19 protein-coding genes are annotated in these 24,840 nt (G+C 72.1%); 7 read left to right on the top strand and 12 right to left on the bottom strand.

All coding sequences use genetic code 11. The annotated features are described in order from the left end of the window. The first annotated feature begins 20 nt into the window (after positions 1 to 20). Both sdhA and AB0O82_RS04785 read left to right on the top strand, forming a co-directional pair. The gene (sdhA, locus tag AB0O82_RS04790; protein WP_063349041.1) at positions 21 to 1,763 is read left to right on the top strand and encodes a succinate dehydrogenase flavoprotein subunit; all 1,743 of its coding nucleotides are present in this window, start codon (positions 21 to 23) and stop codon (positions 1,761 to 1,763) included. After that, positions 1,763 to 2,536, top strand: coding sequence for a succinate dehydrogenase iron-sulfur subunit (locus AB0O82_RS04785; RefSeq protein WP_350877240.1), 774 nt, complete (start codon positions 1,763 to 1,765; stop codon positions 2,534 to 2,536). The genes sdhA and AB0O82_RS04785 overlap by 1 nt, the downstream gene beginning before the upstream one ends. A 66-nt stretch (positions 2,537 to 2,602) precedes the next feature. On the opposite strand, the gene AB0O82_RS04780 is transcribed toward AB0O82_RS04785, so the two are convergent. Further along, positions 2,603 to 4,255: a hypothetical protein gene (locus AB0O82_RS04780; protein ID WP_363580216.1), complete on the bottom strand. Its 1,653-nt coding sequence runs from the start codon at positions 4,253 to 4,255 to the stop codon at positions 2,603 to 2,605. Between the two features lie 91 nt (positions 4,256 to 4,346). Further along, positions 4,347 to 4,604 (bottom strand): SCO4848 family membrane protein, encoded by a 258-nt coding sequence (locus tag AB0O82_RS04775; RefSeq protein ID WP_063349038.1) that lies wholly within the window; start codon positions 4,602 to 4,604, stop codon positions 4,347 to 4,349. A 142-nt stretch (positions 4,605 to 4,746) separates the two neighbouring features. Between AB0O82_RS04775 and AB0O82_RS04770 the strand changes: the two genes are divergently transcribed. Then, a complete protein-coding gene (locus AB0O82_RS04770; RefSeq protein WP_363580214.1) occupies positions 4,747 to 5,958 on the top strand; it encodes a D-alanyl-D-alanine carboxypeptidase in 1,212 nt (403 codons plus the stop codon). Between the two features lie 22 nt (positions 5,959 to 5,980). Here the strand turns inward: AB0O82_RS04770 and AB0O82_RS04765 are convergent, their stop codons facing one another. Further along, positions 5,981 to 6,928 (bottom strand): YihY/virulence factor BrkB family protein, encoded by a 948-nt coding sequence (locus AB0O82_RS04765; RefSeq protein WP_363580212.1) that lies wholly within the window; start codon positions 6,926 to 6,928, stop codon positions 5,981 to 5,983. 54 nt (positions 6,929 to 6,982) lie between these two features. Then, positions 6,983 to 7,981: a glycosyltransferase gene (locus AB0O82_RS04760; protein WP_363580210.1), complete on the bottom strand. Its 999-nt coding sequence runs from the start codon at positions 7,979 to 7,981 to the stop codon at positions 6,983 to 6,985. Between the two features lie 134 nt (positions 7,982 to 8,115). Here AB0O82_RS04760 and AB0O82_RS04755 point away from each other — a divergent pair, with 134 nt between their 5' ends. Together AB0O82_RS04755 and AB0O82_RS04750 are read left to right on the top strand one after the other, a co-directional pair. Continuing rightward, positions 8,116 to 11,688, top strand: coding sequence for a CDP-glycerol glycerophosphotransferase family protein (locus AB0O82_RS04755; RefSeq protein WP_363580208.1), 3,573 nt, complete (start codon positions 8,116 to 8,118; stop codon positions 11,686 to 11,688). Positions 11,689 to 11,996: 308 nt separating this feature from the next. After that, positions 11,997 to 14,507, top strand: coding sequence for a CDP-glycerol glycerophosphotransferase family protein (locus AB0O82_RS04750; protein ID WP_363580206.1), 2,511 nt, complete (start codon positions 11,997 to 11,999; stop codon positions 14,505 to 14,507). 1 nt (position 14,508) lies between these two features. Here the strand turns inward: AB0O82_RS04750 and AB0O82_RS04745 are convergent, their stop codons facing one another. From AB0O82_RS04745 to AB0O82_RS04720, 6 genes are all read right to left on the bottom strand, one after another. Next, on the bottom strand, positions 14,509 to 14,997 hold the full coding sequence (locus AB0O82_RS04745; protein ID WP_347878545.1) for a 2'-5' RNA ligase family protein: 489 nt from the start codon (positions 14,995 to 14,997) through the stop codon (positions 14,509 to 14,511). Between the two features lie 62 nt (positions 14,998 to 15,059). Continuing rightward, the gene (gene trpS, locus AB0O82_RS04740) at positions 15,060 to 16,100 is read right to left on the bottom strand and encodes a tryptophan--tRNA ligase (RefSeq protein WP_363580204.1); all 1,041 of its coding nucleotides are present in this window, start codon (positions 16,098 to 16,100) and stop codon (positions 15,060 to 15,062) included. A 30-nt stretch (positions 16,101 to 16,130) separates the two neighbouring features. Continuing rightward, on the bottom strand, positions 16,131 to 17,456 hold the full coding sequence (locus AB0O82_RS04735; RefSeq protein ID WP_363580202.1) for a hemolysin family protein: 1,326 nt from the start codon (positions 17,454 to 17,456) through the stop codon (positions 16,131 to 16,133). Between the two features lie 124 nt (positions 17,457 to 17,580). Next, a complete protein-coding gene (locus tag AB0O82_RS04730; protein ID WP_363580200.1) occupies positions 17,581 to 18,573 on the bottom strand; it encodes a malate dehydrogenase in 993 nt (330 codons plus the stop codon). Between the two features lie 204 nt (positions 18,574 to 18,777). Next, positions 18,778 to 19,203, bottom strand: coding sequence for a DUF3017 domain-containing protein (locus tag AB0O82_RS04725; RefSeq protein WP_063349030.1), 426 nt, complete (start codon positions 19,201 to 19,203; stop codon positions 18,778 to 18,780). Between the two features lie 35 nt (positions 19,204 to 19,238). Beyond that, positions 19,239 to 20,093 carry a bifunctional methylenetetrahydrofolate dehydrogenase/methenyltetrahydrofolate cyclohydrolase gene (locus tag AB0O82_RS04720; RefSeq protein WP_363580198.1) on the bottom strand — a complete coding sequence of 285 codons (855 nt, stop codon included), beginning with the start codon at positions 20,091 to 20,093 and terminating at the stop codon, positions 19,239 to 19,241. Positions 20,094 to 20,721: 628 nt separating this feature from the next. Here AB0O82_RS04720 and AB0O82_RS04715 point away from each other — a divergent pair. Continuing rightward, on the top strand, positions 20,722 to 21,348 hold the full coding sequence (locus AB0O82_RS04715) for a hypothetical protein (RefSeq protein WP_363580196.1): 627 nt from the start codon (positions 20,722 to 20,724) through the stop codon (positions 21,346 to 21,348). 160 nt (positions 21,349 to 21,508) lie between these two features. Here AB0O82_RS04715 and purH read toward each other — a convergent pair whose 3' ends face one another. Together purH and purN are read right to left on the bottom strand one after the other, a co-directional pair. Beyond that, positions 21,509 to 23,086 carry a bifunctional phosphoribosylaminoimidazolecarboxamide formyltransferase/IMP cyclohydrolase gene (gene purH / locus AB0O82_RS04710; RefSeq protein ID WP_363580194.1) on the bottom strand — a complete coding sequence of 526 codons (1,578 nt, stop codon included), beginning with the start codon at positions 23,084 to 23,086 and terminating at the stop codon, positions 21,509 to 21,511. Positions 23,087 to 23,155: 69 nt separating this feature from the next. Next, positions 23,156 to 23,821, bottom strand: coding sequence for a phosphoribosylglycinamide formyltransferase (gene purN / locus AB0O82_RS04705; protein WP_063349026.1), 666 nt, complete (start codon positions 23,819 to 23,821; stop codon positions 23,156 to 23,158). A 368-nt stretch (positions 23,822 to 24,189) separates the two neighbouring features. Between purN and AB0O82_RS04700 the strand changes: the two genes are divergently transcribed. Continuing rightward, on the top strand, positions 24,190 to 24,822 hold the full coding sequence (locus AB0O82_RS04700; protein ID WP_363580192.1) for a hypothetical protein: 633 nt from the start codon (positions 24,190 to 24,192) through the stop codon (positions 24,820 to 24,822). The last annotated feature ends 18 nt before the right edge of the window (positions 24,823 to 24,840 follow it).

The following is a 24,840-nucleotide window of genomic DNA, read 5'->3' as shown; positions in this document are numbered from 1 at the left end:
AGAGGCGAGTTAGAACCCCCATGCAGATTCACCAGTACGACACCGTCATCGTCGGCGCCGGCGGCGCCGGCATGCGCGCGGCCATCGAGTCGACGCAGCGCACCCGCACCGCCGTCCTGACCAAGCTCTACCCCACCCGGTCCCACACCGGCGCGGCCCAGGGCGGCATGTGCGCCGCCCTCGCCAACGTCGAGGAGGACAACTGGGAGTGGCACACCTTCGACACGGTCAAGGGTGGTGACTACCTGGTCGACCAGGACGCCGCCGAGATCATGTGCAAGGAGGCCATCGACGCCGTCCTCGACCTGGAGAAGATGGGCCTGCCCTTCTCCCGCACCGAGCAGGGCCGGATCGACCAGCGCCGCTTCGGCGGGCACTCCCGCAACCACGGTGAGGCCCCCGTCCGCCGCTCCTGCTACGCGGCCGACCGCACCGGTCACATGATCCTCCAGACGCTGTTCCAGAACTGCGTCAAGCACGGCGTCGAGTTCTTCAACGAGTTCTACGTCCTCGACCTGCTGATCAACGAGGGCAAGACGGCCGGCGTCGTCGCCTACGAGCTGGCCACCGGCGAGATCCACGTCTTCCAGGCCAAGTCCGTCGTGTTCGCCTCCGGCGGCACCGGCAAGTTCTTCAAGGTCTCCTCCAACGCCCACACCCTCACCGGTGACGGCCAGGCCCTGGTGTACCGCCGCGGCCTGCCGCTGGAGGACATGGAGTTCTTCCAGTTCCACCCGACGGGCATCTGGCGCATGGGCATCCTGCTCACCGAGGGCGCCCGCGGCGAGGGCGGCATCCTGCGCAACAAGGACGGCGAGCGCTTCATGGAGCGCTACGCCCCCGTCATGAAGGACCTCGCGTCCCGTGACGTCTGCTCCCGCGCGATCTACACCGAGATCCGCGAAGGCCGCGGCTGCGGTCCGGACGGCGACCACGTCTACCTGGACCTGACCCACCTGCCGCCGGAGCAGCTGGACGCCAAGCTCCCGGACATCACCGAGTTCGCCCGCACCTACCTCGGCATCGAGCCCTACACGGACCCGATCCCGATCCAGCCCACCGCGCACTACGCCATGGGCGGCATCCCGACCAACGTCGAGGGTGAGGTGCTGCGCAACAACACCGACGTCGTCCCGGGCCTGTACGCGGCCGGCGAGGTCGCCTGCGTGTCCGTGCACGGCGCCAACCGCCTGGGCACCAACTCGCTGCTGGACATCAACGTGTTCGGCCGTCGCGCGGGCATCGCCGCCGCCGACTACGCCAACGTGCACGAGTTCGTCGAGCTGCCCGAGAACCCGGCCGAGAAGGTCCAGGCCCTGGTCGACGGCCTGCGCGAGGCCGCCGGCACCGAGTCCGTGGCGCAGATCCGCAAGGAGCTGCAGGAGACCATGGACGCCAACGCGATGGTGTACCGCACCGGCGCCACCCTGAAGCAGGCGGTCGAGGACATCGCCGCGCTGAAGGAGCGCTACAAGAACGTCTCGATCCAGGACAAGGGCTTCCGGTACAACACGGACCTCCTGGAGGCCGTCGAGCTGGGCAACCTGCTCGACCTGGCCGAGGTGCTGGCCGTCTCCGCGCTGGCCCGCGAGGAGTCGCGCGGCGGCCACTACCGCGAGGACTTCCCGACCCGTGACGACGTGAAGTTCATGCAGCACACCATGGCGTACCAGGAGGTGGCCGCCGACGGCAGCACCTCCATCCGCCTCGACTACAAGCCGGTCGTCACGACCCGCTACCAGCCGATGGAGCGTAAGTACTGATGAGCACTCCTACCGTGGAGAAGCACTCGGCCGCTCTGGACGCGGTCGAGGCGGGCGGCGTCGAGCTGATCACCGTCACCTTCCGGATCCGCCGGTTCAACCCGGAGGAGCACCCGGACCCGGTGTGGGTCGACTACCAGCTGACGCTGGACCCGAAGGAGCGCGTTCTGGACGCGCTCAACAAGATCAAGTGGGAGCAGGACGGCACCCTCACCTACCGCCGTTCCTGCGCGCACGGCATCTGCGGCTCCGACGCCATGCGGATCAACGGCCGCAACCGGCTGGCGTGCAAGACCCTGATCAAGGACGTCAACCCGGAGAAGCCGATCACGATCGAGGCCATCAAGGGCCTCACGGTCCTCAAGGACCTGGTCGTGGACATGGACCCGTTCTTCCAGGCGTACAAGGACGTCATGCCGTTCCTCATCACCGAGGGGAACGACCCGACCCGCGAGCGCCTGCAGTCCGCCGAGGAGCGCGAGCGCTTCGACGACACCACCAAGTGCATCCTGTGCGCCGCGTGCACGTCGTCCTGCCCGGTGTTCTGGAACGACGGCCAGTACTTCGGCCCGGCCGCGATCGTGAACGCGCACCGCTTCATCTTCGACTCGCGCGACGAGGGCGCCGAGCAGCGCCTGGAGATCCTCAATGACCGTGAGGGCGTGTGGCGCTGCCGCACCACCTTCAACTGCTCCGAGGCCTGCCCGCGCGGCATCGAGGTCACCAAGGCGATCCAGGAAGTGAAGCGGGCGCTGGTCACCCGCCGCTTCTGATCTCCGCCTGACACGGCGAAGGCCCCCGTCCGATCATCCGATCGGACGGGGGCCTTCGCCGTGGGCTCAGCGCAGCGCGCCGAGGTCCTTCGGGGCGGACCAGCCGCTGAAGGTCACCAGGTGCCGGTCGGCGGTCACGGCCCACAGGTCCGGCGTGCCGTCCCCGTCACCGTCGCCCGAGCTGCCGAGGGTCGGGTAGGCGGCGGTGGTGAAGCCGGTGGCGACCACGTTCGCCTTCGGGTCCGCGAGCGCGGAGAAGTCGAGCAGTCCGTTCGACTTCTTCGAGACCGGGTAGGCATGCAGGTCGCCGGTGGCCCGGTCGCGCGCCCACAGGATGAGGTTGCCGGCTGCGTCCGCGCCGGGGGCGATCAGGTCGTAGCCGCTCCAGTCGCCGGTGGTGGCGATGGGCTGGGCGGCGACGTAGCTGCGGGAGCTGTCGACATAGGCGTAGAGCTTGCCGTGCTCGACCGAGACGAGAACCGGCAGGGACGGCCGGGCGGCACCGAAGCGACCGCCGACCGGGACGAGCTGGTCGGCGCCCGACCAGTCCGCGGCGTAGTCGCCGGGGCAGGTGATCGACTCCCCGGCCGAGTCGATGCACTGGGACGGCTTCCCCGCCAGGGTGGGGTTCTGGCCGCTGAAGTCGCCCTGGTGCCCGTTGGCGTAGACGTACAGGAACTGCGGGTTGCCCTTGGGACGCACCAGCAGGTCATCACCGGGGCCGTGGGTGTTGGCCCAGCCCCGGTGCAGCACCAGGTCGTCCTGCCAGCCGGCCCGCAGCGGAGCGAGCGCGCCCGGGATGGTGGAGCTCGGAGTGGCGTCCGTCGCACCGGCGCTGATGATCTGCAGGTTGCCCTGGGCGTCCGGGAGCAGGATGTCGGGCACACCGTCGCCGTTGACGTCACCCGGGGCGGCCGGCTTGGGGCGCGAGTCCCAAGGAGCGTAGAAGGTGTAGGTGGTCGGCTGGCCGACGTTTCCGGCGTTGTCCATCGCCTGGACGGTGAGGACGTTGGTGCCCCAGTCCTTGGGCTTGAGGGTGAGCGCGGCACTGCCGTCGGCGCCCGCCTTCACGGTGTGCGCGGAGGCGCAGTCCCAGCCGACGCCCAGGGTGCCGTTCAGCACGTACTGGTAGCAGGCCACCCCGGAGGCCGCGCCGCCGGCCGGCGCGGCGTCGGTGCCCTTGAGGGTGAAGATGCCGTTCTCGCCCGCGTACTTGCCGGGCGCGGTGCCCGAGCCGCTCTCCGGGAAGTCGGTGGAGGAGACGGACAGGCCCGGACGGGTGAGGTCGACCCGGAAGTGGCAGGTCGCGGTCGGCTCTCCGGTACCCGAGGAGTCCGCGGACCAGGCCTTCCACGAGTAGCTGTGGCCGTCCGCCAGGCCGCTGGTGGGGAGCTTGGCCGTGCCGGCGCTGGTGTCGGTGGTGGTGTCGACGATCTGGTCGTGGCCCGGGGTCGAGTCGTCCCAAACCGCGAAGCGCACCTGTGCGGAGGTGGCGGTGACGGTCAGCGCAGGGTTCGCGACCCCCAGCCAGCCGGGGGCGGTGGTGTCGTCACAGGCGTCGGTGTGCAGGCCCGTGGCGGCGAAGCCCGGTGCGGGCAGTGCCTTCGGGTCAGTGACTGCCGTTCCCGGTACCGCAGCCGCCCCCGGTGCAACCAGCAGACCGGCCGCGAGCGCCGCTGCGGTGACCCCGCCGAGTCTGCGGGCATGCCGAAGTGTCATGGAAGTACCCCACCCCTTTGATCGAGAGATCTCGTTACGTGTACGAGCGGTGAGGATCTTTCCAGTGGGGACCGACAGCGGCAACGGAGATTCAGTCGGTGGCCGGGGTGCGGCGGGTGGCGCGGAGGCCGCGCAGGCCGATGGCGCCGACGGCGATGCCGAGGAGGAAGGAGGTGACGGCGAGGAGGAGGTGGATCCAGAAGAAGGCGGTGGGCTGGGAGTGGTCGCCGTTGGTGAAGGCCTGGCCGCCGGAGTCCTTCCAGAGGTTCTTGACGAAGGTGGTCCAGATGATGATCGACCAGACGCCGAAGGCGGTCAGGAACCAGGAGGTGCGGCGGCTGAGCTTCATGGGGGTCCTCGTCGGGGGTGTGGGGGCGGGGTGCGTCCCCCAGTATGCGCGGACCGCCGATCGGCGTAGGGCGGGCCCCTCGTACGGAGGACCGGCCCGGTGTGGCGCACAGCGGATGCCCCGGAGTGGGTACGGTCTGCGCGTGTCCACACGTCGTCAGAAATTCGCGCATCTGTTCGTCACGACCGCCGCGGTCCTCCCGGCCCTGCTCGCCGCCCCGGGGGCGGTCGCTGCCCCGCAGGAGCCGCCCCCGGCCGCTTCCGCGGTCGGCGGCGAGCGGCTCGGGCGCTCCGGGGTCCAGGTCTCGCCGCTGGCCGGAGCCCCGGCCCTGCCGAGGGACCTCACCGGCCAGTCCTGGATAGTCTCCGACGCCACGTCGGGCGACGTGCTGGCGGCCAGCAACCCGCATCTGCGGCTCGCCCCGGCCAGCACCCTGAAGATCCTCTTCGCCGACACCGTGCTGCCCAAGTTCGACCGCAACACGGTGCACAAGGTCGCCGACGAGGAGATCCTCGGGATCGGTGAGGGCAGCAGCCTGGTCGGCATCAAGGAGAACCTGGACTACCGGGTCGAGGACCTGTGGCGCGGGGTGTTCCTGAGCTCGGGCAACGACGCCGTGCACGTCCTGGCGCACATGAACGGCGGCGTGGAGCAGACCGTCACCGAGATGCAGTCCCGCGCCGACGCCCTCCAGGCCCGGGACACCCGGGTGATCTCCCCGGACGGCTACGACATGGACGGGCAGCTCTCCTCGGCCTACGACCTGTCGCTGTTCGCCCGGGCCGGCCTGCGCAACCCCGACTTCCGGATGTACTGCGCCACCCGGCAGGCGATGTTCCCGGGCGCGGTGGACAAGAACACCGGCCAGCGCGGCAGTTTCGGGATCGCCAACACGGACCGCCTGCTGGGCAAGTACCCCGGCCTGATCGGGGTGAAGAACGGTTTCACCACCAACGCCGGCTCGACCTTCGTCGGCGCCGCCGAACGCAACGGCCGCACCCTGCTGGTGACCGTGATGCACCCGGACAGCTACCAGAAGGTCTACGACGAGACCGCGGCCCTGCTGGACTGGGGCTTCGCGGCGGCCGGCAAGGTGCAGCCGGTCGGCAAGCTGGTCGACGAGCTCCCGCCGGACGGCGAGCCCTCCGGCCAGGCCGGCGGCACCGCCGGCGCGCCCCCGCCGCACTCCACCCCCGCCACCCGGCCCGGCACCGCCCCCACTGCCGCCCCGGCCGCCGCCGAGGACGACGGGCTCGGCCTCGGCGGCTGGCTGGCCGTCGTGCTGGTGACGGCCGCGGCCGGCTACGGGGTGCTGGTCCTGCGGCGCGGCCGCCGCGGGGCCTCCGGCTGGTGACGGCCGGACGGACGGCCCGGCCTCAGGGTTCCTCCCGGGGCCGGGCCGCCGTCGTGTCCGCGGCCGCCTCCGCCTCGTCGGCCGCCGCCAGCAGCGCCCGGGCGTGCTCCCGGGTGCGCTCCCGGGCGGCCACCGGATCGGCCATCGCCGTCCAGGCCACGCAGTACATCAGCAGCCGTGAGACGAAGTTGATCCACAGCAGCAGCGCCACCGGCACGCCGAAGGCCCCGTACAGGCTCTTCCCGGCGACGGAGCCGAGGTAGGAGGCGAGCAGGACCTTCAGCAGCTCGAAGCCGACCGCGCCGATCAGCGCGCCCTGCAGCACGTCGCGCCGGCGCTGGCCGCCGATCCCGGGGAACGGCGCCAGCAGGTAGGCGAAGAGCAGCGTGTCGCACGCTATGGCGACGAGCACGCCGACCCCGGTCAGCAGGTAGCCGCTGGGCAGGCCGGTCCAGTCGGCGATCCGCCCGGCCAGCGTCGTCCCGGCGGTGGAGACGCCCACCGAGATCAGCGACACCACGCCGAGGCCGCCCAGCACCGCGCAGTCCCAGCCCTTGCGCAGCACCACGTTGGTGTCGTCGTCGGGCAGCTGCCAGACGTCCCGGATCGAGGTGCGCATGGTGTCCACCCAGCCGAGGCCGGAGACCAGCAGCAGCGCCCCGCTGACCAGTCCGACGGCGCCCGCGTTGGCCACCAGGGACGGCAGGTTGAGCGCCTCCGAGATGCCCGGCAGCTGGTCGGAGATGTGCTTCTGCAGGTCCGCGACCTGGCTGCTGCTGAGCGTCGAGACGGCGATCGCCAGGCCCACCGTGAGCAGCGGGAACAGGGCGAGGAAGCCGAAGAAGGTGACCGCACCGGCCAGCCGGTTGCCCCGGGCCGCGGAGAAGTGCTCGTACACCCGGTACGGGCGGCTGCGCAGCACCCACGTGACGAGCGGGCCGATGACCGGGAGGCGGGTCAGGAAGTCCACCCGACCGGTTATACCGGCCCGTCCTCCGAATGGCCGTCAGGCTCGGCGCAGATTCTAGCGTTTCACCAGGCGGCGGGCCCGGGCGAGGGCGCGGACGGCCTGGTAGGCGCCGTAGCGGCCGTGGCTGAGCAGTTCGGTGCGCACGCCGTCCACGCCGGGCGGCGGGCGGTAGCCGGCCGGCCGGAGCCGGGCGCAGTGGGCGGCGGCGCGGCGGAAGTACTCGCGGCGGTCGCCGGGCGGGATCCGGCCGGGCTTGGAGACGACGGTGTTCAGGTGGTGCAGCATCCGGCCGTAGACGACCGGGCGCCAGTGGTCGAGGTCGGGGCGGTGGTCCAGGAAGGCGAAGACCAGGTCGTACTGGGCGAAGACGTCGAAGTGCTTGCGGCTGGCAGTGGCCAGGATGTTGCCGCCCTCCTGGCGCTGGCGGTAGTGCACGCCGACCTCGTCGAGCAGGGTGATCCGGGCCGCGGCGAGCAGCACCGGGTACGTCCAGGGGGTGTCCTCGTAGTAGCCGGCCGGGAAGACCAGCTGCTGGGCGGTGACGAAGTCGCGGCGGTAGGCCTTGTTCCAGACCACCTGGAGCAGGTCGAGCAGGTCGGGACGGGCGGCGAGGTCGAAGACGTCCGGGGAGGCGGCGCCGAACACGTGGGCGGAGGCGGCCCGGGTGATCCGGCCGTCGGCGTAGGTGCGGGCGTAGTCGTAGACCAGGACGTCCGGGTCGCCGGTGGCGGCGAGCCGGTCGTCGACGCTCTTGAGCAGTTGGGGGGTGAGCGTGTCGTCGCTGTCGAGGAAGATCACGTAGTCCCCGGTGGCGACCTCCAGGCCGGCGTTGCGGGCCCGGCCGAGGCCGACGTTCTCGGGCAGGTGCAGCACCCGGATCCGCGGGTCGGCGGCGGCGGCCTCGTCGAGCATCGGGCCGCAGCCGTCCGGGGAGCGGTCGTCCACCGCGATCAGTTCGAGGTCGGGGCCGCCCTGGCCGAGCACCGAGTCGAGACACTCGGCGAGGTAGTCCTCAACCTGGTACACGGGGACGATCACGCTGAAGCGGGGCACGGGCCCAGCGTAGTGGCCCCGAAGGGCCCCATGGCCCGGAGGTAGGATCGGTGCGCACGTACGCACCGATCCAAAGTGCGGTCAGGCCCTCACCGGGCTGCCACGCTCCTTCCCGAGAAAGGCCTGCGTAGCCGATGGCTCCCCGCCTCTCCATCGTCGTTCCGATCTACAACGTCGAGCGTTACCTGGTCGAATGCCTCGACTCGATCGCCGCCCAGACCTTCACGGACTTCGAGTGCGTCATGGTCGACGACGGTTCGAAGGACGACAGCGCGGCCCTCGCCGAGGCGTACGCGGCCAAGGACTCGCGGTTCCGGCTGGTCCGCCAGGTGAACAAGGGCCTCGGCGCGGCCCGCAACACCGGCATCCGGCACATCGACCCGGACGCCGAGTTCCTGTGCTTCGTCGACAGTGACGACTCGATGCCGCCGAGCGCGTACGAGCTGATGATCAACACCCTGGACGAGACCGGCTCGGACTTCGCCACCGGCAACGTGCTGCGGTTCCGCGCGGTGGGCTACTACCAGTCCGGCGGGCACTCGAAGCCGTTCAGGGAGACCAAGCTCAAGACGCACATCACCGAGATCCCGGCGCTGGTCACCGACCGCACCGCGTGGAACAAGGTGTACCGCCGCTCCTTCTTCGACGCGGCCGGCATCCTCTACCCCGAGGGCATCCTGTACGAGGACGCGCCGGTCAGCGTGCCGCACCACTACCTCGCCAAGAGCGTGGACGTGCTCTGCGAGCCGATCTACCACTGGCGCGAGCGCGAGGTCGGCGAGATGTCGATCACCCAGATGCGCACCAACCCCAAGGGCCTGATCGACCGCGTCACCTCGGTCGAGCTGGTCCGCGGCTGGCTGCGCAAGCAGACCGATCCGCGCTTCGCCCAGTACCTGCGCTCCTACGACGAGAACACCCTCGTCGAGGAGATCCCGATGTTCTTCTGGTCCGTCGTGGACGGCGACAAGGAGTACCGGGACGCCTACGTCAAGAACGTCAGCCGGCTGCTGCGGGCGATCGGCCCCGAGCAGGTCCGCAAGCTGCGGGCGCCGCTGCGGCTCAAGTACCACCTGACCCTCCAGGGCCGGATCGACGAGTTCGTCGAGCAGATCAAGTACGAGGGCGAGAGCAACGGCGGCGTCCAGGCCCGCGGTCTGCTGCGCCCGTACGCCGACTACCCGTTCCTGCGCGGCGGGCGCAAGAGCGTGCCGTCCGGCGTGCTCAAGCTGGACAACTCACTGGTCATGCGCAGCCGGCTGTACGAGACGGCCTGGGTCGGCGGGCGGCTGCAGCTGACCGGGCACGCGTACCCGGAGCAGCTGGGCGCGGCCGGCAAGCACGACATGGTCCGCACCCTGGTGCTGCGCGAGGCCAAGGGCCGCCGGGTGATCGCGGTGCCGATGAAGACCCAGTACAGCCCCGAGGCCACCGCCAGCTGCCACCACGACCTGTACAGCTGCGACTGGGCCGGCTTCACCGTCGGCGTCGACCCGAAGAAGCTCAAGCACCGCGGCCAGTGGAAGGACGGCAACTGGCGCGTCCTGGTGGCCGGCGCGGGCAAGGGCGGCGTCTACAAGGGCCGGGTCTGGGCCGGCTGGAGCGACACCGCGCACTACATCCCGGCGCACTGGGTCGAGCCGGACGTGCGGATCGTGCCGTGGGTCCGGGACGGCTCCGTCTACCTGCGGGTGGAGACGGTCAAGGCCCGGGTGACCGGCCTGGCTTCGCACGGCGGCCGGGTCGAGGTGTCGGGCGCGGCCCGCTCCGGCTCCAGCTTCGCCGGGGCCCGGCTGCGGCTCACCCACGTCGAGTCCGACCGCGAGCTGGCCTTCCCGCTGGAGCTGGGCGCGCCGGTCGGCAGCCTGCAGCCGTTCAGCGTGTCCTTCCCGGCGGCCGAGCTGACCGCCGTCCGCGAGGCCTGGGCCGAGCTGGACCCGGTGGCCGCCGAGCGAGGCCGTGACCGCTGGGACACCGCGCTGCTGCTGGCCGACGGCAGCACCGTCCCGGTGACCTGGGACGACCGCAACGCCCCGGCGCAGCTGCACCTGCCGCTCAACCCGGACGCCCCGGCCGACCAGCGCCGGGCGCTCTACTCCAAGCCCTCCCCCAGCGGGTACCTGCAGTTCTCCGACCAGCTGCTCCAGCCGGTGGTGGACGAGGTCTCCACCCGCGGCGCGGACGGCTTCCTGCTCAGCGGTTCGTTCCCGCTGTCCGGCGCGCACCGCTGGGAGCTGGTGGTCCGCCACGACTGGCGCGAGGAGGAGCACGTCTACCCGGTGGAGATCGCGGACGGACGGTTCCGGACCGCGCTGCCCGCCGTGCCGACGGCTTCCTTCGCCGGCCGGGTGCCGCTCGCCCAGGGCACCTGGAACGTCTTCTTCCGCCCGGTCGGTGCCCCGGCCGAGGAGCTTCCGAGCTCGTACGCGCTGATCTCGCCGGACTGCTTCGGCGCGATGCCGCTGGAGGTGGAGTCCCGGGGCAAGCGCATCGTGCTGGAGCGCCGCCACCACGACGGCCTCTCCCTGGAGTCGCACTCGGCGCTGCTGCCGGAGGAGCGCAGCGGCTACCGGCTGCGCCAGCTGCGGTTCGTCGACTACCCGAACGCCCGCCGGCACCCGGTGCGCGACACCGTGCTGTACAACGTCGGCCTCGGCGGCCTGTACGCCGACTCGCCGCGGGCGGTCCACGAGGAGCTGGTCCGCCGCGGCCTGCCGCTGGAGCACCTGTGGGGCAGTGACGACCTCCAGGCCGATCTGCCGCAGTCGGCGAGCGCGATCCGGCTGTGGAGCCCGGAGTGGTTCGAGGCGCTGGCGACCGCCAAGTACATCGTCACCAGCACCCACCTGCCCGACTTCTTCGTCCGCCGCCCCGGACAGGTGGTCCTGCAGACCTGGCACGGCAGCCCGCTGAAGCAGATCGGCCTCGATTTCGAGAAGGTCTGGTTCACGGATGCGAACTACCTGAAGGGCCTCGCCCGGGAGGTGCCGAGCTGGAGTCTGCTGGCGGCCGGCAACAGCTGGTCGGCCCCGATCCTGCGACGCGCGTTCGATTACAAGGGCGAGATTCTCGAAAGCGGTTCGCCCAAGAATGACCTGCTCTTCGCGGCCGACCGGGAGAAGACCGCCGAACAGGTGCGCGAAAGGCTCGGCCTGCCCGAGGGCAAGAAGGTCGTGCTCTACGCGCCGACCTGGCGCGAGGACCGGCGCCGGCCGAACGGCGGGTACCAGCTGGACCTGCGGCTCGACCTGGCGGCGGCCAAGGCCGCGCTCGGCGACGACCAGGTACTGCTGGTGCGCCGGCACAGCATGATGTGCGGTCAGATCCCGGGCGCCGGCAACGGCTACATCTGGGACGTCGGCAGCTACCCCGACATGGCGGAGCTGCTGCTGATCGCCGACGTGCTGATCACCGACTACTCCGCCAGCGTGTTCGACTTCGCCGCGACCGGCAAGCCGATCCTGTTCTTCACCTACGACCTGGAGCACTACCGCGACAACCTGCGCGGCTTCAGCCTGAACTTCGAGGCTGAGGCGCCCGGCCCGCTGCTGGCCACCTCCGAGGAACTGGTCGACGCGCTCGGCCGGGTCGGCGAGGTCGCGGCCGAGTACGCCGACAAGGCCGCCGCGTTCCGCACGGCGTACTGCGACCTGGACGACGGCAAGGCCTCCGCCCGGGTGGTCGACGCGATGCTCCGCGCGGAGTAGCACCGAGCAGTACGGGGTAGCCCGGAGCAACCCCGAGAGCCCCGCAGAGGCGCCCGACGCGAACCGCGTCGGGCGCCTCCGCGTTTTCCTGGGAATTCCCTGACAATATCCCCGGCCTTTGCCTGCGCATTGCACTCGAACTAGTGTTTTGTCGGTGAATTTCACGGGAAATTCTCTGGTCCACACTGTTGACCCCGGACGGCGTCCCGGTATGGGATATGAATTCGGCCCCGGTTTCCTCTCGGCATCGGTCCGGCGGCCCCGGTCCACCGCCCATGGCCCGGCCCCCGTCCCGAAGGACCCCTGCCATGCCTGCGCTCACACGGTTCGTCCTTCCGCACGCCGACCCCCGCGTGAGCACCGACCAGCCCGCCGCCGACGAGGACGTCACCTTCGGCCTGCTGCGCGCCCGCTGGACCGGCCGCGGCCTGGAGCTCACCGGCTTCGCCCGCCCGGACGACCTCGACACCGGCCGCCCCGGCTCCGCCTGGACCTGGCTGACCCTGCGCCACGCCGACGGGAGCAGGCCGCCCGTCCACCTGCGCTCCCGGCCCCGCCGGCTGCCCGAGGTCACCGACGACAGCGCCCAGCCCGAGTTCAACCACGACTGGTCCGGCTTCACCGCCCTGATCGAGCCCGGCCGGCTGCGCCACGGCACCGACTGGCTGCTCGGCGACTGGCAGATCGAGACCACCCTGTTCACCCGCCCGCGCCCCACCCGGCTGCGCCGCCGGTACGGCGCCCTCGCCCCGCACTGGTGCGGCTCCGGCGAGTACCCGCCCGCCCACTGGGTGGACCACGACGTCCGTCTCCAGCCGCACTTCACCGACGGCCGGCTCCACCTGCGGCTCGAACGCCCGAGTGTCCGGCTCACCCACGCCACCCCCACCGCCGACGGCCTCGACCTGCGCGGCAGCGCGGACACCTGCCCGTCCGGCACCGTGCTGCGGCTGCGCCACCGGCAGAGCGACGCCGTGATCGAACGGCCGGTCGCCCGCACCGGCAACACCTTCGCCGTCCACCTGCCGTACCGGCCGTTCACCGCCGACGGCCGCGGCAGCGGCGAACTGGAGCACTGGGACACCGAGTTCCTGCACCCCGACGGCAGCACCGAGCAGCTCTGCCCGGACGAGCGCGGCGGCCCGGTGGCCGGCCAGCACCGACTGCCCGACACCCCGGACCGCGCCCTCTACCTCAAGCACCTCGCCGACGGCCGGCTCCAGGTGTGCGTCCAGCCCGCGGCCGGCCTGGTCGAGCGGATCGCCGTCCGGGCCGGCGGCTTCGAACTCACCGGCCGCTGCCCGGACCGCGCCGCGGACCGGCTGGAACTCGTCCTGCGGCACACCGGCACCGCGAGCGAGGTCCGCTCCCCCGTCGAGGCCGACCAGGACGGCCGCTTCAAGGTCCTGCTGCCCGCCACCCGCACCGGCGCCGACGGCACCGCGCTGCCCCTGCGCAAGGGCATCTGGGAGGCCGCGCTGACGCCCGCCGGGCGGCCCGGCCCGAGCCGCCCGCTGCTCGCCGCACCGGCCGCCCTGCCCGCGCTGCCCGCCGCCACCACGGCCGGCGGCAAGCGGATCCTGCTCCAGCGCCGCTGGCACGACACCCTGCTGGTGGACTCCACCCCGGTGCTCACCCCCACCGAGCGCAGCGCCTGGACGCAGAGCCGCCAGCGCGCCGTCCACTACCCCGCCGCCCGCCGCGAACCGCTGCGCGAGGCCGTGCTGTACGACGTGTTCGGCGGCCGCGGCTACGCCGACTCCCCGCGCGCGGTGCACGCCGAACTGGCCCGCCGCGGAGCGCCGTTGGAACACCTCTGGGTGGTCGACGACGCCCAGGCCGAACTGCCGCCCGGGGTCCGGGCCGTCCGGATCTGGAGCCCGGAGTGGTACCGCGCGCTGGCCACCTGCCGGTACCTGGTCGGCAACACGCACTTCCCGGACTTCCTGGAGCGCCGCCCCGGCCAGGTGGTGCTCCAGACCTGGCACGGCTCGCTGCTGAAGCGGATCGCCCACGACGTCGACAACCCCTGGCTGGCCGACCACGGCTACCTGGAGGCGCTCGACCGGGAGACCCCGCAGTGGAGCCTGCTGCTCTCCCCCAGCCCGTTCGCCACCCCGATCCTGCGCCGCGCGTTCCGCTACGACGGCGAGATCCTGGAGGCCGGCTACCCGCGCAACGACGTGCTCGCCCGCCCCGACGAGGCCGCCGCCGCGGCCGTCCGCCGCCGGCTCGGCATCCCGGACGGCAAGCGGATCGTGCTGTACGCGCCGACCTGGCGCGAGGACCAGCAGCGCGGTGACGGCGACGGCTTCCGGCTCGGCCTGCGGCTGGACCTCGACCACGCCCGGCGCCTGCTCGGCCGGGACCACGTGCTGCTGATCCGCCCGCACGCGCACGTCCGCGAGCCGCTGCCGGGCGCCGGGGACGGCTTCCTGTACGACTGCGGGGACTACCCCGACCCGCAGGAGCTGCTGCTGGTCGCGGACGTCCTGGTGACCGACTACTCGTCGATCATGTTCGACTTCGCCGTCACGGGCCGCCCGGTGCTCTTCTTCACCTACGACCTGGAGCACTACCGCGACACCCTGCGCGGCTTCTACTTCGACTTCGAGCCGCAGGCCCCCGGCCCGCTCGTCCCCACCTCGGCCGGACTGCTCGGCGCGCTGCGCGAACTCGCCGACTCCGGCGCGGACCTGCCGCCCGGGTACGCGGAGCGCCACCGGCGCTTCCGGGCCGAGCACTGCGTCCTGGACGACGGCGGCGCGTCCCGCCGGGTGGTCGACCGGATGCTCGAACTCGGAAGGTCAGTCCCGTAGTTCAGGAGAAAAGGTAGCTCCGCCAGGGCCGCCAGACCTCGTCCGCGTCGAAGCGGGAGAGGCCGAAGCCCGGCACCGGGAAGGCCGCCCGGAAGCCGCGCGCCTGCGCGTACGCCTGGTCCAGCGCGTCATCCGGCAGGCCGTGCGCGACCGTCACGTGCGGGTGGTACGGGAACGCCAGCTCGCGGGCCAGCGGGCCGGAGCGGACGTCCGCCTCCAGCAGCCGGCACTCCTGCGCGCCCTCCTCGACCCGGACGAACACCACCGGGGAGACCGGGCGGAAGGTGCCGGCGCCACGCAGCAGCATCCGGAACGGCCGGTGCGCGGCCGCCACCGCCGCCAGGTGCTCCTCGATCTTCGGCAGCGCCTCGGCCGGCACCTCGGTCGGCGGCAGCAGGGTGACGTGCGTCGGTATCGACCGGGCCAGCGGATCGCCGTGCCCGGCCCGGGCGTCCTGGATCTGCGCACCGTACGGATCCGGAACGCTCACGGACACGCCGATGGTGACGGCCTCGGGGAGACCGTCACCATCGGGCAGGCGTGTGAGGGGAGTCACCGCTTGGCGGCCGGGAGGAAGCCGACCCGGTCGTACACCGTCTCCAGCGTCTGCGCGGCCACCTCGCGGGCCTTCTCGGCGCCGATCGCCAGCACCCGGTCCAGCTCGGCCGGGTCGTCCAGGAACGAGCGGGTGCGCTCCTGGAAGGGGGTGACCCACTCGGTGAACAGCTCGGCCAGCTCGGTCTTCAGGGCGCCGTACATCTTGCCCTCGAAGTGCGCGACCAGCTGGTCGATCGACTGGCCGCTGAGCGCGGAGTGGATGCGCAGCAGGTTGGAGACGCCGGGCTTGCCGTCCTCGTCGTAGGAGACGACGGTGCCGGTGTCGGTGACGGCGCTCTTGAACTTCTTGGCGCTGACCTTCGCCTCGTCCAGCAGGTTGACCAGGCCCTTGTCCGAGGAGGCGGACTTGCTCATCTTGGCGCCCGGGTCCTGGAGGTCCTGGATCTTCGCCGTCTCCTTGAGGATGTACGGCTTCGGCACCGTGAAGGTCTGGCCGTAGCGGGTGTTGAAGCGGTCGGCGAGGTCGCGGGTGAGCTCCAGGTGCTGGCGCTGGTCCTCGCCGACCGGGACGGCGTCCGCCTGGTAGAGCAGGACGTCCGCGACCATCAGCACCGGGTAGGTGAACAGGCCGACCGTGGTGCTGTCCGCGCCGTGTCGGACGGACTTGTCCTTGAACTGGGTCATCCGGGAGGCCTCGCCGAAGCCGGTGAGGCAGTTCATCACCCAGGCGAGCTGCGCGTGCTCGGGCACGTGCGACTGGACGAACAGGGTGCAGTGCTCCGGGTCCAGGCCGGCGCCGAGCAGCTGGGCGGCGGAGACCCGGGTGTTCTCGCGCAGTTCCTTCGGGTCCTGCGAGACGGTGATCGCGTGCAGGTCGACGACCATGTAGAAGGCGTCGTTCTCCTTCTGCAGGTCCACCCACTGGCGCACCGCGCCCAGGTAGTTGCCGAGGTGGAACGAGCCGGAGGTGGGCTGGATGCCGGAGAGAACCCGGGGACGGTCCTTGACCGGACCAGTGACCGCTGCGTTGACCATGCGGGCCATTGTTCCAGTTCCACCGGGCGCTCAGGAAACGTCCGCCCCAGGAGGTTCCGCCAGTGTGACCGCACTCACCCTCACCCGGGCGATCCGCCGGCCCTCCAGCTTGGCCACCGTCAGCAGCACCCCGCCACCGCCCTCGACCGGGACGCGCACCTGGTCGCCGTCCCGGGGCAGCCGGCCGAGCGAGGCGACCAGACAGCCCGCCACCGTCTCGTACGGGCCCTCGGGCAGGGTGGCGCCGGTCTCCTCGGTGAAGTCGCCGAGGTTGAGCAGGCCGTCCAGCTCCATGCCGCCGCCGACCAGCCGGCGGGTGGCGGCGGTCTCCGGCCGGTCGTACTCGTCCCGGATCTCGCCGATCACCTCCTCGACCAGGTCCTCCAGGGTGACGATCCCGGCGGTGCCGCCGTACTCGTCCACCACGATGGCCAGGTGGTGGCCCTCGCGGCGCATCTCGCCCATCGCCTCCAGCACCCGCTTGGTGCCGGGCAGCAGCTTCACCGGGCGGGCCAGGTCGCGGACCTTGGCGGCCTGCTCGCCGCGCGCGCCGTACAGGTCGCGGACGTGCACGAAGCCGACCACGGCGTCGGCGCTGCCCTCGACCACCGGGTAGCGCGAGTGCGGCGAGGTGTCCGCCTGGTGCCGGACGGCGGCCAGCGGGCGCTCGGCGTCCAGGAAGGTCACCTCGGTGCGCGGGACCATCACCTCGCGCAGCTGCCGCTCCCCGGCGGAGAACACGTCCGCGATCAACGCCCGTTCGTCGCTGCCGAGTTCGGTGTTGGCGGCGACCAGGCCGCGCAGCTCCTCGGAGCTCATCGAGCCACGGCCGGCGGCCGGGTCGCCGCCCAGCAGGCGGACCATCAGGTTGGTGGAGTGGCCGAGCAGCCAGATCACCGGGCGCAGCGCCACCGACATCACGTCCACCACCGGGGCCGCGATCACCGCGATCGACTCGGCCCGCTGCAGGCCGATCCGCTTGGGGGTGAGTTCGCCGAGAACCAGCGAGACGTAGCTGATCACCAGGGTGAGGCCGACCAGGGCGACCGCGTCGGCGACGCCCTCGGTGAGCCCGGCCCGGACGAACAGCGGCGCGACCTTGCCGGCCAGGGTGTCCGCGCCGAAGGCGGCGGACAGGAAGCCCATGCAGGTCACGCCGACCTGGACGGCGGCCAGGAAGCGGTTGGGGTCGGCGGCCAGGTGCGCGGCCCGGGCGGACCGCCGGGTGCCGAGCGCCTCCAGCGTCCGGATCTGGCCCTCGCGCAGCGAGATCAGCGAGATCTCGGCGACGTTGAACAGCCCGCCCAGCAGGATGAAGACGAGGACGAGCAGGGCGTCCCCGAGGGTTTCGTTCACAGCGGGTCAGTGTAAGACCGGCCGGCGCCCGGGGAGTGGAAGAACGAGCGACGGCCGGTCACACGACGGCCCGCCGCCTCCGGGAAGGAGACGGCGGGCCGTCGGGAAAGCGGTGCCGCGGGGCTCAGATGAGGCCCAGCTCCTGGACCGCGTCGCGCTCCTCGGTCAGCTCCTTGACCGAGGCGTCGATGCGGGCGCGCGAGAAGTCGGAGATCTCCAGGCCCTGGACGATCTCGAACTTGCCGGCCTTGGTGGTGACCGGGAAGGAGGAGATCAGGCCCTGCGGGACGCCGTAGGAGCCGTCCGAGACGACGCCCATGGAGGTCCAGTCGCCCTCGGCGGTGCCGTTGACCCAGGTGTACACGTGGTCGATGGCGGCGTTGGCGGCCGAGGCGGCCGAGGAGGCGCCACGGGCCTCGATGATGGCCGCGCCGCGCTTGGCGACGGTCGGGATGAAGGTCTCGTCCAGCCAGGCCTGGTCGCTGCCGATGGCCTCGAAGGCCGGCTTGCCGGCGATCTCGGCCTGGAAGACGTCCGGGTACTGGGTGGCGGAGTGGTTGCCCCAGATGGTGACGCGCTTGATGTCGGAGACGGGCGCACCGGTCTTGATGGAGAGCTGGCCGACCGCGCGGTTGTGGTCCAGGCGGGTCATCGCGGTGAAGCGCTCGGCCGGGACGTCCGGGGCGTTGCGCTGGGCGATCAGGGCGTTGGTGTTGGCCGGGTTGCCGACGACCAGGACCTTGATGTCGTCCGCGGCGTGGTCGTTGATCGCCTTGCCCTGCGGGCCGAAGATGCCGCCGTTGGCCTGCAGCAGGTCGCCGCGCTCCATGCCGGCGGTGCGCGGACGGGCGCCGACCAGCAGCGCGACGTTGGCGCCGTCGAAGGCCTCGTTCGGGTTGTCGGTGATCGTGATGTTACGCAGCAGCGGGAACGCGCAGTCGACGAGCTCCATGGCGGTGCCCTCGGCGGCCTTGAGGCCCTGCGGAATCTCCAGGAGGCGCAGGTTCACCGGGACGTCGGCACCGAGCAGGTGGCCCGAGGCGATGCGGAAGAGCAGCGCGTAGCCGATCTGGCCGGCCGCTCCGGTGATGGTGACGTTGACGGGGGTGCGGGTCATTTCTACCTTCTCCAGCAGATCGCCAGGTGCCCCAGGCACACCGGCGCGCTGGAGCCGAGGATGATCTCTCGACATCGAGAGACCGGCGTCAGGTTATCGCAAAGGGAAGCGTACGCCGCGGGTGCGGGCCTGGCTGATGCGTCACAACGGACGGCGGCCCCCGCCCTGGCTCGCAGGGCGGGGGCCGTCACGGTCGCCCCGGCGTCAGTGCTTGGGCCGGCCGATCAACTTGCCGATGTTGTCGAGCAGCGGGATCTCCAGCCACGGGTTCGGCTGCGCCACCAGGGTCAGCAGCACGATCGACGCTCCCAGGAAGGTCAGCACGATCACGTCGGTGAAGCGGCTGCGCACCGCCAGCATCCCGACCTCGGGCAGCACCAGCCGCAGGACGGCCCCGAGCAGCACCCCGCAGCCGAGGATCAGCAGCCCGTACTTGAAGCCGTCCTTGAAGTCGGCGAACCAGGTGACCGCGAGGCCGGCCCCGACCACCAGCAGGACCAGCGTTATCGGCCACTGCCGGACCGGCAGGGTGTGGTCGCGCCCGAGGGCTGCGGCCGCGCCCTCGGGCGGCAGGGTGCCGGTGGTCTTGACCGGCCTGCGCGGGGTCCGCGCCGGTCGCGGTTCCGTCATGCTCGCCGTCCCTCGTGGTGGTGTCGGTCGCGGGGTCAGACGCCGGCGCGGCGCTCGGCCGCCACGACGATGTTGTTGAGCAGCATCGCGCGGGTCATCGGGCCCACGCCGCCGGGGTTCGGGGAGATCCAGGCGGCCACCTCGGCCACGCCCGGGTGCACGTCGCCGACGATCTTGCCCTCGCTGCGGCTGACGCCCACGTCCAGCACCGCCGCGCCCGGCTTGACGTCCTCCGGCTTGACCAGGTGCGGCACGCCCGCGGCGGCCACGATGATGTCGGCCTTGCGCAGGTGGTAGCCGAGGTCCCGGGTGCCGGTGTGGCACAGGGTCACGGTGGCGTTCTCGCTGCGGCGGGTCAGCAGCAGGCCGATCGAGCGGCCGACGGTGACGCCGCGGCCGATCACGACCACCTCGGCGCCGTCGATCTCGACGTCGTGCCGGCGCAGCAGCTCGACGATGCCCAGCGGGGTGCACGGCAGCGGCCCCTCGATGCCCAGGGCGAGCCGGCCGAGCGAGGTCGGGTGCAGGCCGTCGGCGTCCTTGTCCGGGTCCATCAGCTCCAGGACCGGGTTCTGGTCCAGGCCCTTGGGCAGCGGCAGCTGGACGATGTAGCCGGTGCAGGAGGGGTCGGCGTTGAGCTCGCGGACGACGTTCTCGACGTCCTCCTGGGTGGCGGTGGCGGGCAGCTCGCGCTGGATCGAGGCGATGCCGACCTCGGCGCAGTCCTTGTGCTTCCCGTTGACGTACCAGCGGCTGCCCGGGTCGTCGCCGACCAGGACGGTGCCGAGGCCGGGCGTGACGCCCTTCGCCTTGAGGACCGCCACGCGGGCGGCGAGTTCGGACTTGATCGCGGCGGCGGTGGCCTTGCCATCGAGAATCTGGGCAGTCATGACCCCATTCTCCCGGATCGGGGCAAGCCGCCGTACCAGGGCCCGTCTTCGAGCTCCCGCCGTCCTCCCGCCGTCCGCTCGGCGCGCGCTCGATGGGCGCTCGATGGGCGCTCGATGGGCGCTCGATGGGCGCTCGGCGGGCGCTCGGCGGGCGGGAGCCGGAGGCGGGCCCCACCTCCGGCTTCCGGTCGGACGGGTACGGAAGGCCTGGACCACGTTGCGGTTGCGCCACAGTCTCGGTCCGGCGCGCGGAACCGGCTGGACACGGCCCCGCCGTCCGGTTGACGATATGCGGGCATTCCCTGCCGCGACCCGGCCCGGTGACGGGCCGACGGACACCCGGCGGGGGCGTACCCGGGGGAAAGAGCACGTGAGCCGACCACTTCAGACCGAGCCGCCCGACCACTGCGGCGCAGTCCTGCCCGCAGCGGGCCCGTCGACGACTCCGCTCTCACCGTTCTCACCATTCTCAGCGCTCTCACCGCGCGTCTGAGCCGGCCGCGCCCGGCTCCGCTCCGGGCTGTCACTCCCCTCCGTTAGCGTCCCGTTCCACCGGCGACCCGACTCGCCAACCGGAACCGGGCCCTCCGTCCCGTCCCCACGTCCCCGCAACTGCCCGGAGGCATCGATGAGTTACCCGCCCGACCCGAACAACCCGAACAACCCGTACGGCCAGCCCCCGCAGGCTCCCGGCTACGGCTACCCCCAGCAGGCCCCGCCGGCCGGGTACGGCTACCCGCCGCCCGCGCCGGGCTACGGCGGACCGGGCTACGGCTACCCGCCGGCCGTCCCGCAGAACATGCCGGGCCTGGTGGTCACCACCCGGGTGCTGCTGTTCATCATCGGCGCCGTGCAGATCATCGGCGGGGGCATCTACCTGATAGCCGCCGCGGCGGCCAAGGAGGTCACCAACCGGGCCCAGGAGATCGACGGGAGCGACCCGTTCAACGGCTTCGGCAATGCGGCGGCCGGCGTGCTGGTGGTCGTCGGCATCGTGTGCGCGCTGTTCGCGGCCTTCTCCATCACGCTGGGCGTGAAGTTCGGCAAGGGCGGGCCCGCGGTCCGCATCACCACCCTGGTGTACGGCTCGTTCGGCGCGCTGCTCGGCCTGCTGGGGCTGGCCGGCTCGTTCGCCAACAACGCCAACCCGGTCGGCATCGTCTTCACGCTGATGTGGCTCGCGGTCTCGATCACGATGATCGTCGGGATGAGCGTCAAGGACGGCGTCGCCTGGTTCGCCCGGCCGCGCTACTGACCGGCCGCGCTGGCCGGCCGGGTCGCTGACCGGCCGCACTACTGACCGGCCCCGTCCGAGCCGATCGGACGACGAGCGGCCCGGCTCCCCTTCCGGAGGAGCCGGGCCGCTCTGTCATGCCGTCACCCGGGCGGTGCGCCGGGCGAGCGGTGGAACGCGATCAGTGGAAGAAGTGCCGGGCACCGGTGAAGTACATCGTCACCCCGGCCTCGGCGGCCGCCGCGACGACCTCCTCGTCCCGGATCGAACCGCCCGGCTGGACGATCGCCTTGACGCCGGCCGCGATCAGGATGGCCGGGCCGTCCGCGAACGGGAAGAACGCGTCCGAGGCCGCGTACGCGCCCTTGGCCCGCTCCCCGGCCCGCTCGACCGCGAGCTTGCAGGAGTCGACCCGGTTGACCTGACCCATGCCGACGCCCACCGAGGCGCCGCCCTTGGCCAGCAGGATCGCGTTGGACTTGACGGCCCGACAGGCCCGCCAGGCGAAGGCCAGCTCGGCCAGCTCGGCCTCGGACAGCGCCTCGCCGGTGGCCAGCCGCCAGTTCGCCGGGTCGTCGCCCTCGGCCTGCACCCGGTCGGCGTCCTGGAGCAGCACGCCGCCGGAGACCGGGCGCAGCTCCTGGCGGTTGGCCGGCGCCTCGGGGGCCAGCAGCACCCGCAGGTTCTTCTTCCGGGCCAGCACCTCGACGGCGCCGTCCTCGTAGCCGGGGGCCACCACGACCTCGGTGAAGATCGGGGCGATCTGCTCGGCCAGCTCGACGGTGACCGGGCGGTTGACCGCGATCACGCCGCCGTACGCCGAGACCGGGTCGCACTCGTGCGCCTTGCGGTGCGCCTCGGCGACGTCCGCGCCGGTCGCGATGCCGCACGGGTTGGCGTGCTTGATGATCGCGACGGCCGGCTCGGCGTGGTCGTACGCGGCGCGGCGGGCGGCGTCGGTGTCGACGTAGTTGTTGTACGACATCTCCTTGCCGTGCAGCTGCTCCGCGCCGGCCAGGCCGCCGCTGCCGTCGCTGTACAGCGCGGCGCCCTGGTGCGGGTTCTCGCCGTAGCGCAGCACGTTCTGCCGCTCCCAGGTGGCGCCCAGGAACTCCGGGAACCGCTCGTCGCTCGGCGCGTAGCCGGCCTCGAACCAGGAGGCGACCGCGACGTCGTACGCGGCGGTGTGCGCGAACGCCGCACCGGCCAGGCGCTTGCGGGTGGCCAGGTCGAAGCCGCCCTCCTGGACGGCGCGCAGCACGTCGTCGTAACGGGCCGGGTCGACCACCACGGCCACCGACGGGTGGTTCTTGGCCGCGGCGCGGACCATGCTCGGGCCGCCGATGTCGATCTGCTCGACGCACTCGTCCGGGGTGGCGCCCGAGGCGACGGTGGCCTTGAACGGGTAGAGGTTCACCACGACCAGGTCGAAGGGCTCGACGCCCAGCTCGGCCAGCTGCGCGCGGTGCGACTCCAGCCGCAGGTCAGCGAGCACGCCGGCGTGCACGCGGGGGTGCAGCGTCTTCACGCGCCCGTCCAGGCACTCCGGGAAGCCGGTCAGCTCGGAGACCTCGGTCACCGGGACGCCGGCGGCGGCGATCCGGCCGGCGGTGGAGCCGGTGGAGACGATCGCGACCCCGGCGGCGTGCAGGCCCTGGGCCAGCTCCTCCAGACCGGTCTTGTCGTACACGCTGATCAGCGCGCGACGGATCGGACGGATGTTCTCCGAAACGGGGGGCGTGGTGGAGCTGGCACTCATGCTCCCACCTCGCTGCGCTCGGTGGGCGCTGCGCGCCGGGCACCATTCTCGATGATTCGCTCGCTCCGCTCACTCATGTGCCGGAATCCATACCTTTCGGTCCTCGATGCGGTGACCCTCGCGGGCCAGCCGGCCCACGACGTCGACGAGCAGCTTGCGCTCGACAGTCTTGATGCGCTCGTGCAGCGCTTCGCCGCCATCGGCGTGGTCGGCGTCGACGACCTCGACGACGCCCTGCGCGATGATCGGCCCGGTGTCCACCCCGGCGTCGACCAGGTGGACGGTGCAACCGGTGACCCTCACCCCGTACGCGAGCGCGTCGGTGACGCCGTGGGCGCCGGGGAAGGAGGGCAGCAGCGCGGGATGGGTGTTGACGATCCGCCCGGCGAAGGCCGCGATGAACTCGGGCCCGAGGATCTTCATGAAACCGGCCGTGACCACCAGGTCCGGCTCGTGGGCGGCGACGGCGGCGGTCAGCGCGCGGTCCCAGTCGGCCCGGTCGGCGAAGTCCTTCACCCGGTGGACGAAGACCGGCAGGCCCGCCTTCTCGGCCCGCTCCAGGCCCGCGATGCCGTCACGGTCCGCACCCACGGCGAGGATCTCGGCGCCGTACGCCGGATCGGCGGCGGCGTCGAGCAGCGCCTGCAGATTGGTGCCGGAACCGGAGACGAGCACCACCAGGCGGGCCGGTCCGGGCGTACGGGGCGGGAAGAGCTGGGCGGGGGCGGCGGCCACTGCGCGATTCTCCGTAGGTCGGGCGCCGCCCGCTGGTACGTCCACCGGTGGTGGGGCCACTACGAACGGCAGGTCGAGCGAGGGGGAACACCAGGAGAACCCACCGCGACGCGGGCACCCGGGAACCTCTGCGAGCTGCTGACCGTCACCACGATAACGGCTGGTCGGACGGCCTCCGCACCCTCCTGGCGGCGCTACGCGCGTAGTTGAGACGGGGATCTCCTCCGTCCCGCGCGGCGGAGTTGCCCCGGGCACGGGCCCGCCCGGCACCCGCGCAGCGGGCAGGCCGCCGGAGGAGCGGCGAACGGCTGCGGGATCATAGGGGAGGCGGGAGACCGCCCCTCCGACCGAGAAGGAATGGCTGAACCATGAGCAGCGGTGACGACACCGGCGAGCGCAACCCCTTCGCGCCGCCGCCGGCGGATGCCCCGGACCAGCCGTGGCAGCCGCGCAACCCCTGGCCCGGCGAGGGCCGGGACGACACCGGCGGCCAGGGCGCCGGCGAACGCCCGCAGCTCCCGCCGCCGCATCCCTGGGGCCTCGGCCGGCCCGAGGACGGCCGCCCCAACCCCCCGGCCCCGCAGCCGCCCAAGCTCGACCCCGCCGACCCCGCCCAGCGCCGGGCCCGCAACGCCGCGCTGGCCGGGCCGCTCGCGCTGGTCTGCCTGTTCGTCGGCTTCCACTGGGCCGCCCTGTTCGTCGGCGCGCTCGGCATCGTGTGGGGCATCAGCGCACTGCGGACCCCCAAGCCCGCCCCGGCCGCCGCCGTCACCGGCACCGCCCACCAGCCCGCCGCCCCGAACCCGCTCACCCCGGCCGCGCTCGCCGGAATCCTCACCGGCGCGATGACCGTCGTGGTCGCGACCTCGGTGATCGGCCTCGGGATGTACTACAACGACTACGTCACCTGCGTCCGGGACTCGCTGACCTCCGTCGGCGCCGAGAACTGCGACCGGTTCGCGCCCAAGTGGTACGTCGACTTCACCGGGAACGCGGGCTAGATCCTGTCCGTCCGGTCT

Source organism: Kitasatospora sp. NPDC088264 (assembly GCF_040685715.1).
Classification (GTDB): domain Bacteria; phylum Actinomycetota; class Actinomycetes; order Streptomycetales; family Streptomycetaceae; genus Kitasatospora.
Note: the sequence above shows the minus strand (reverse complement) of the source record. Positions and strands in the feature narration are given on the sequence as shown.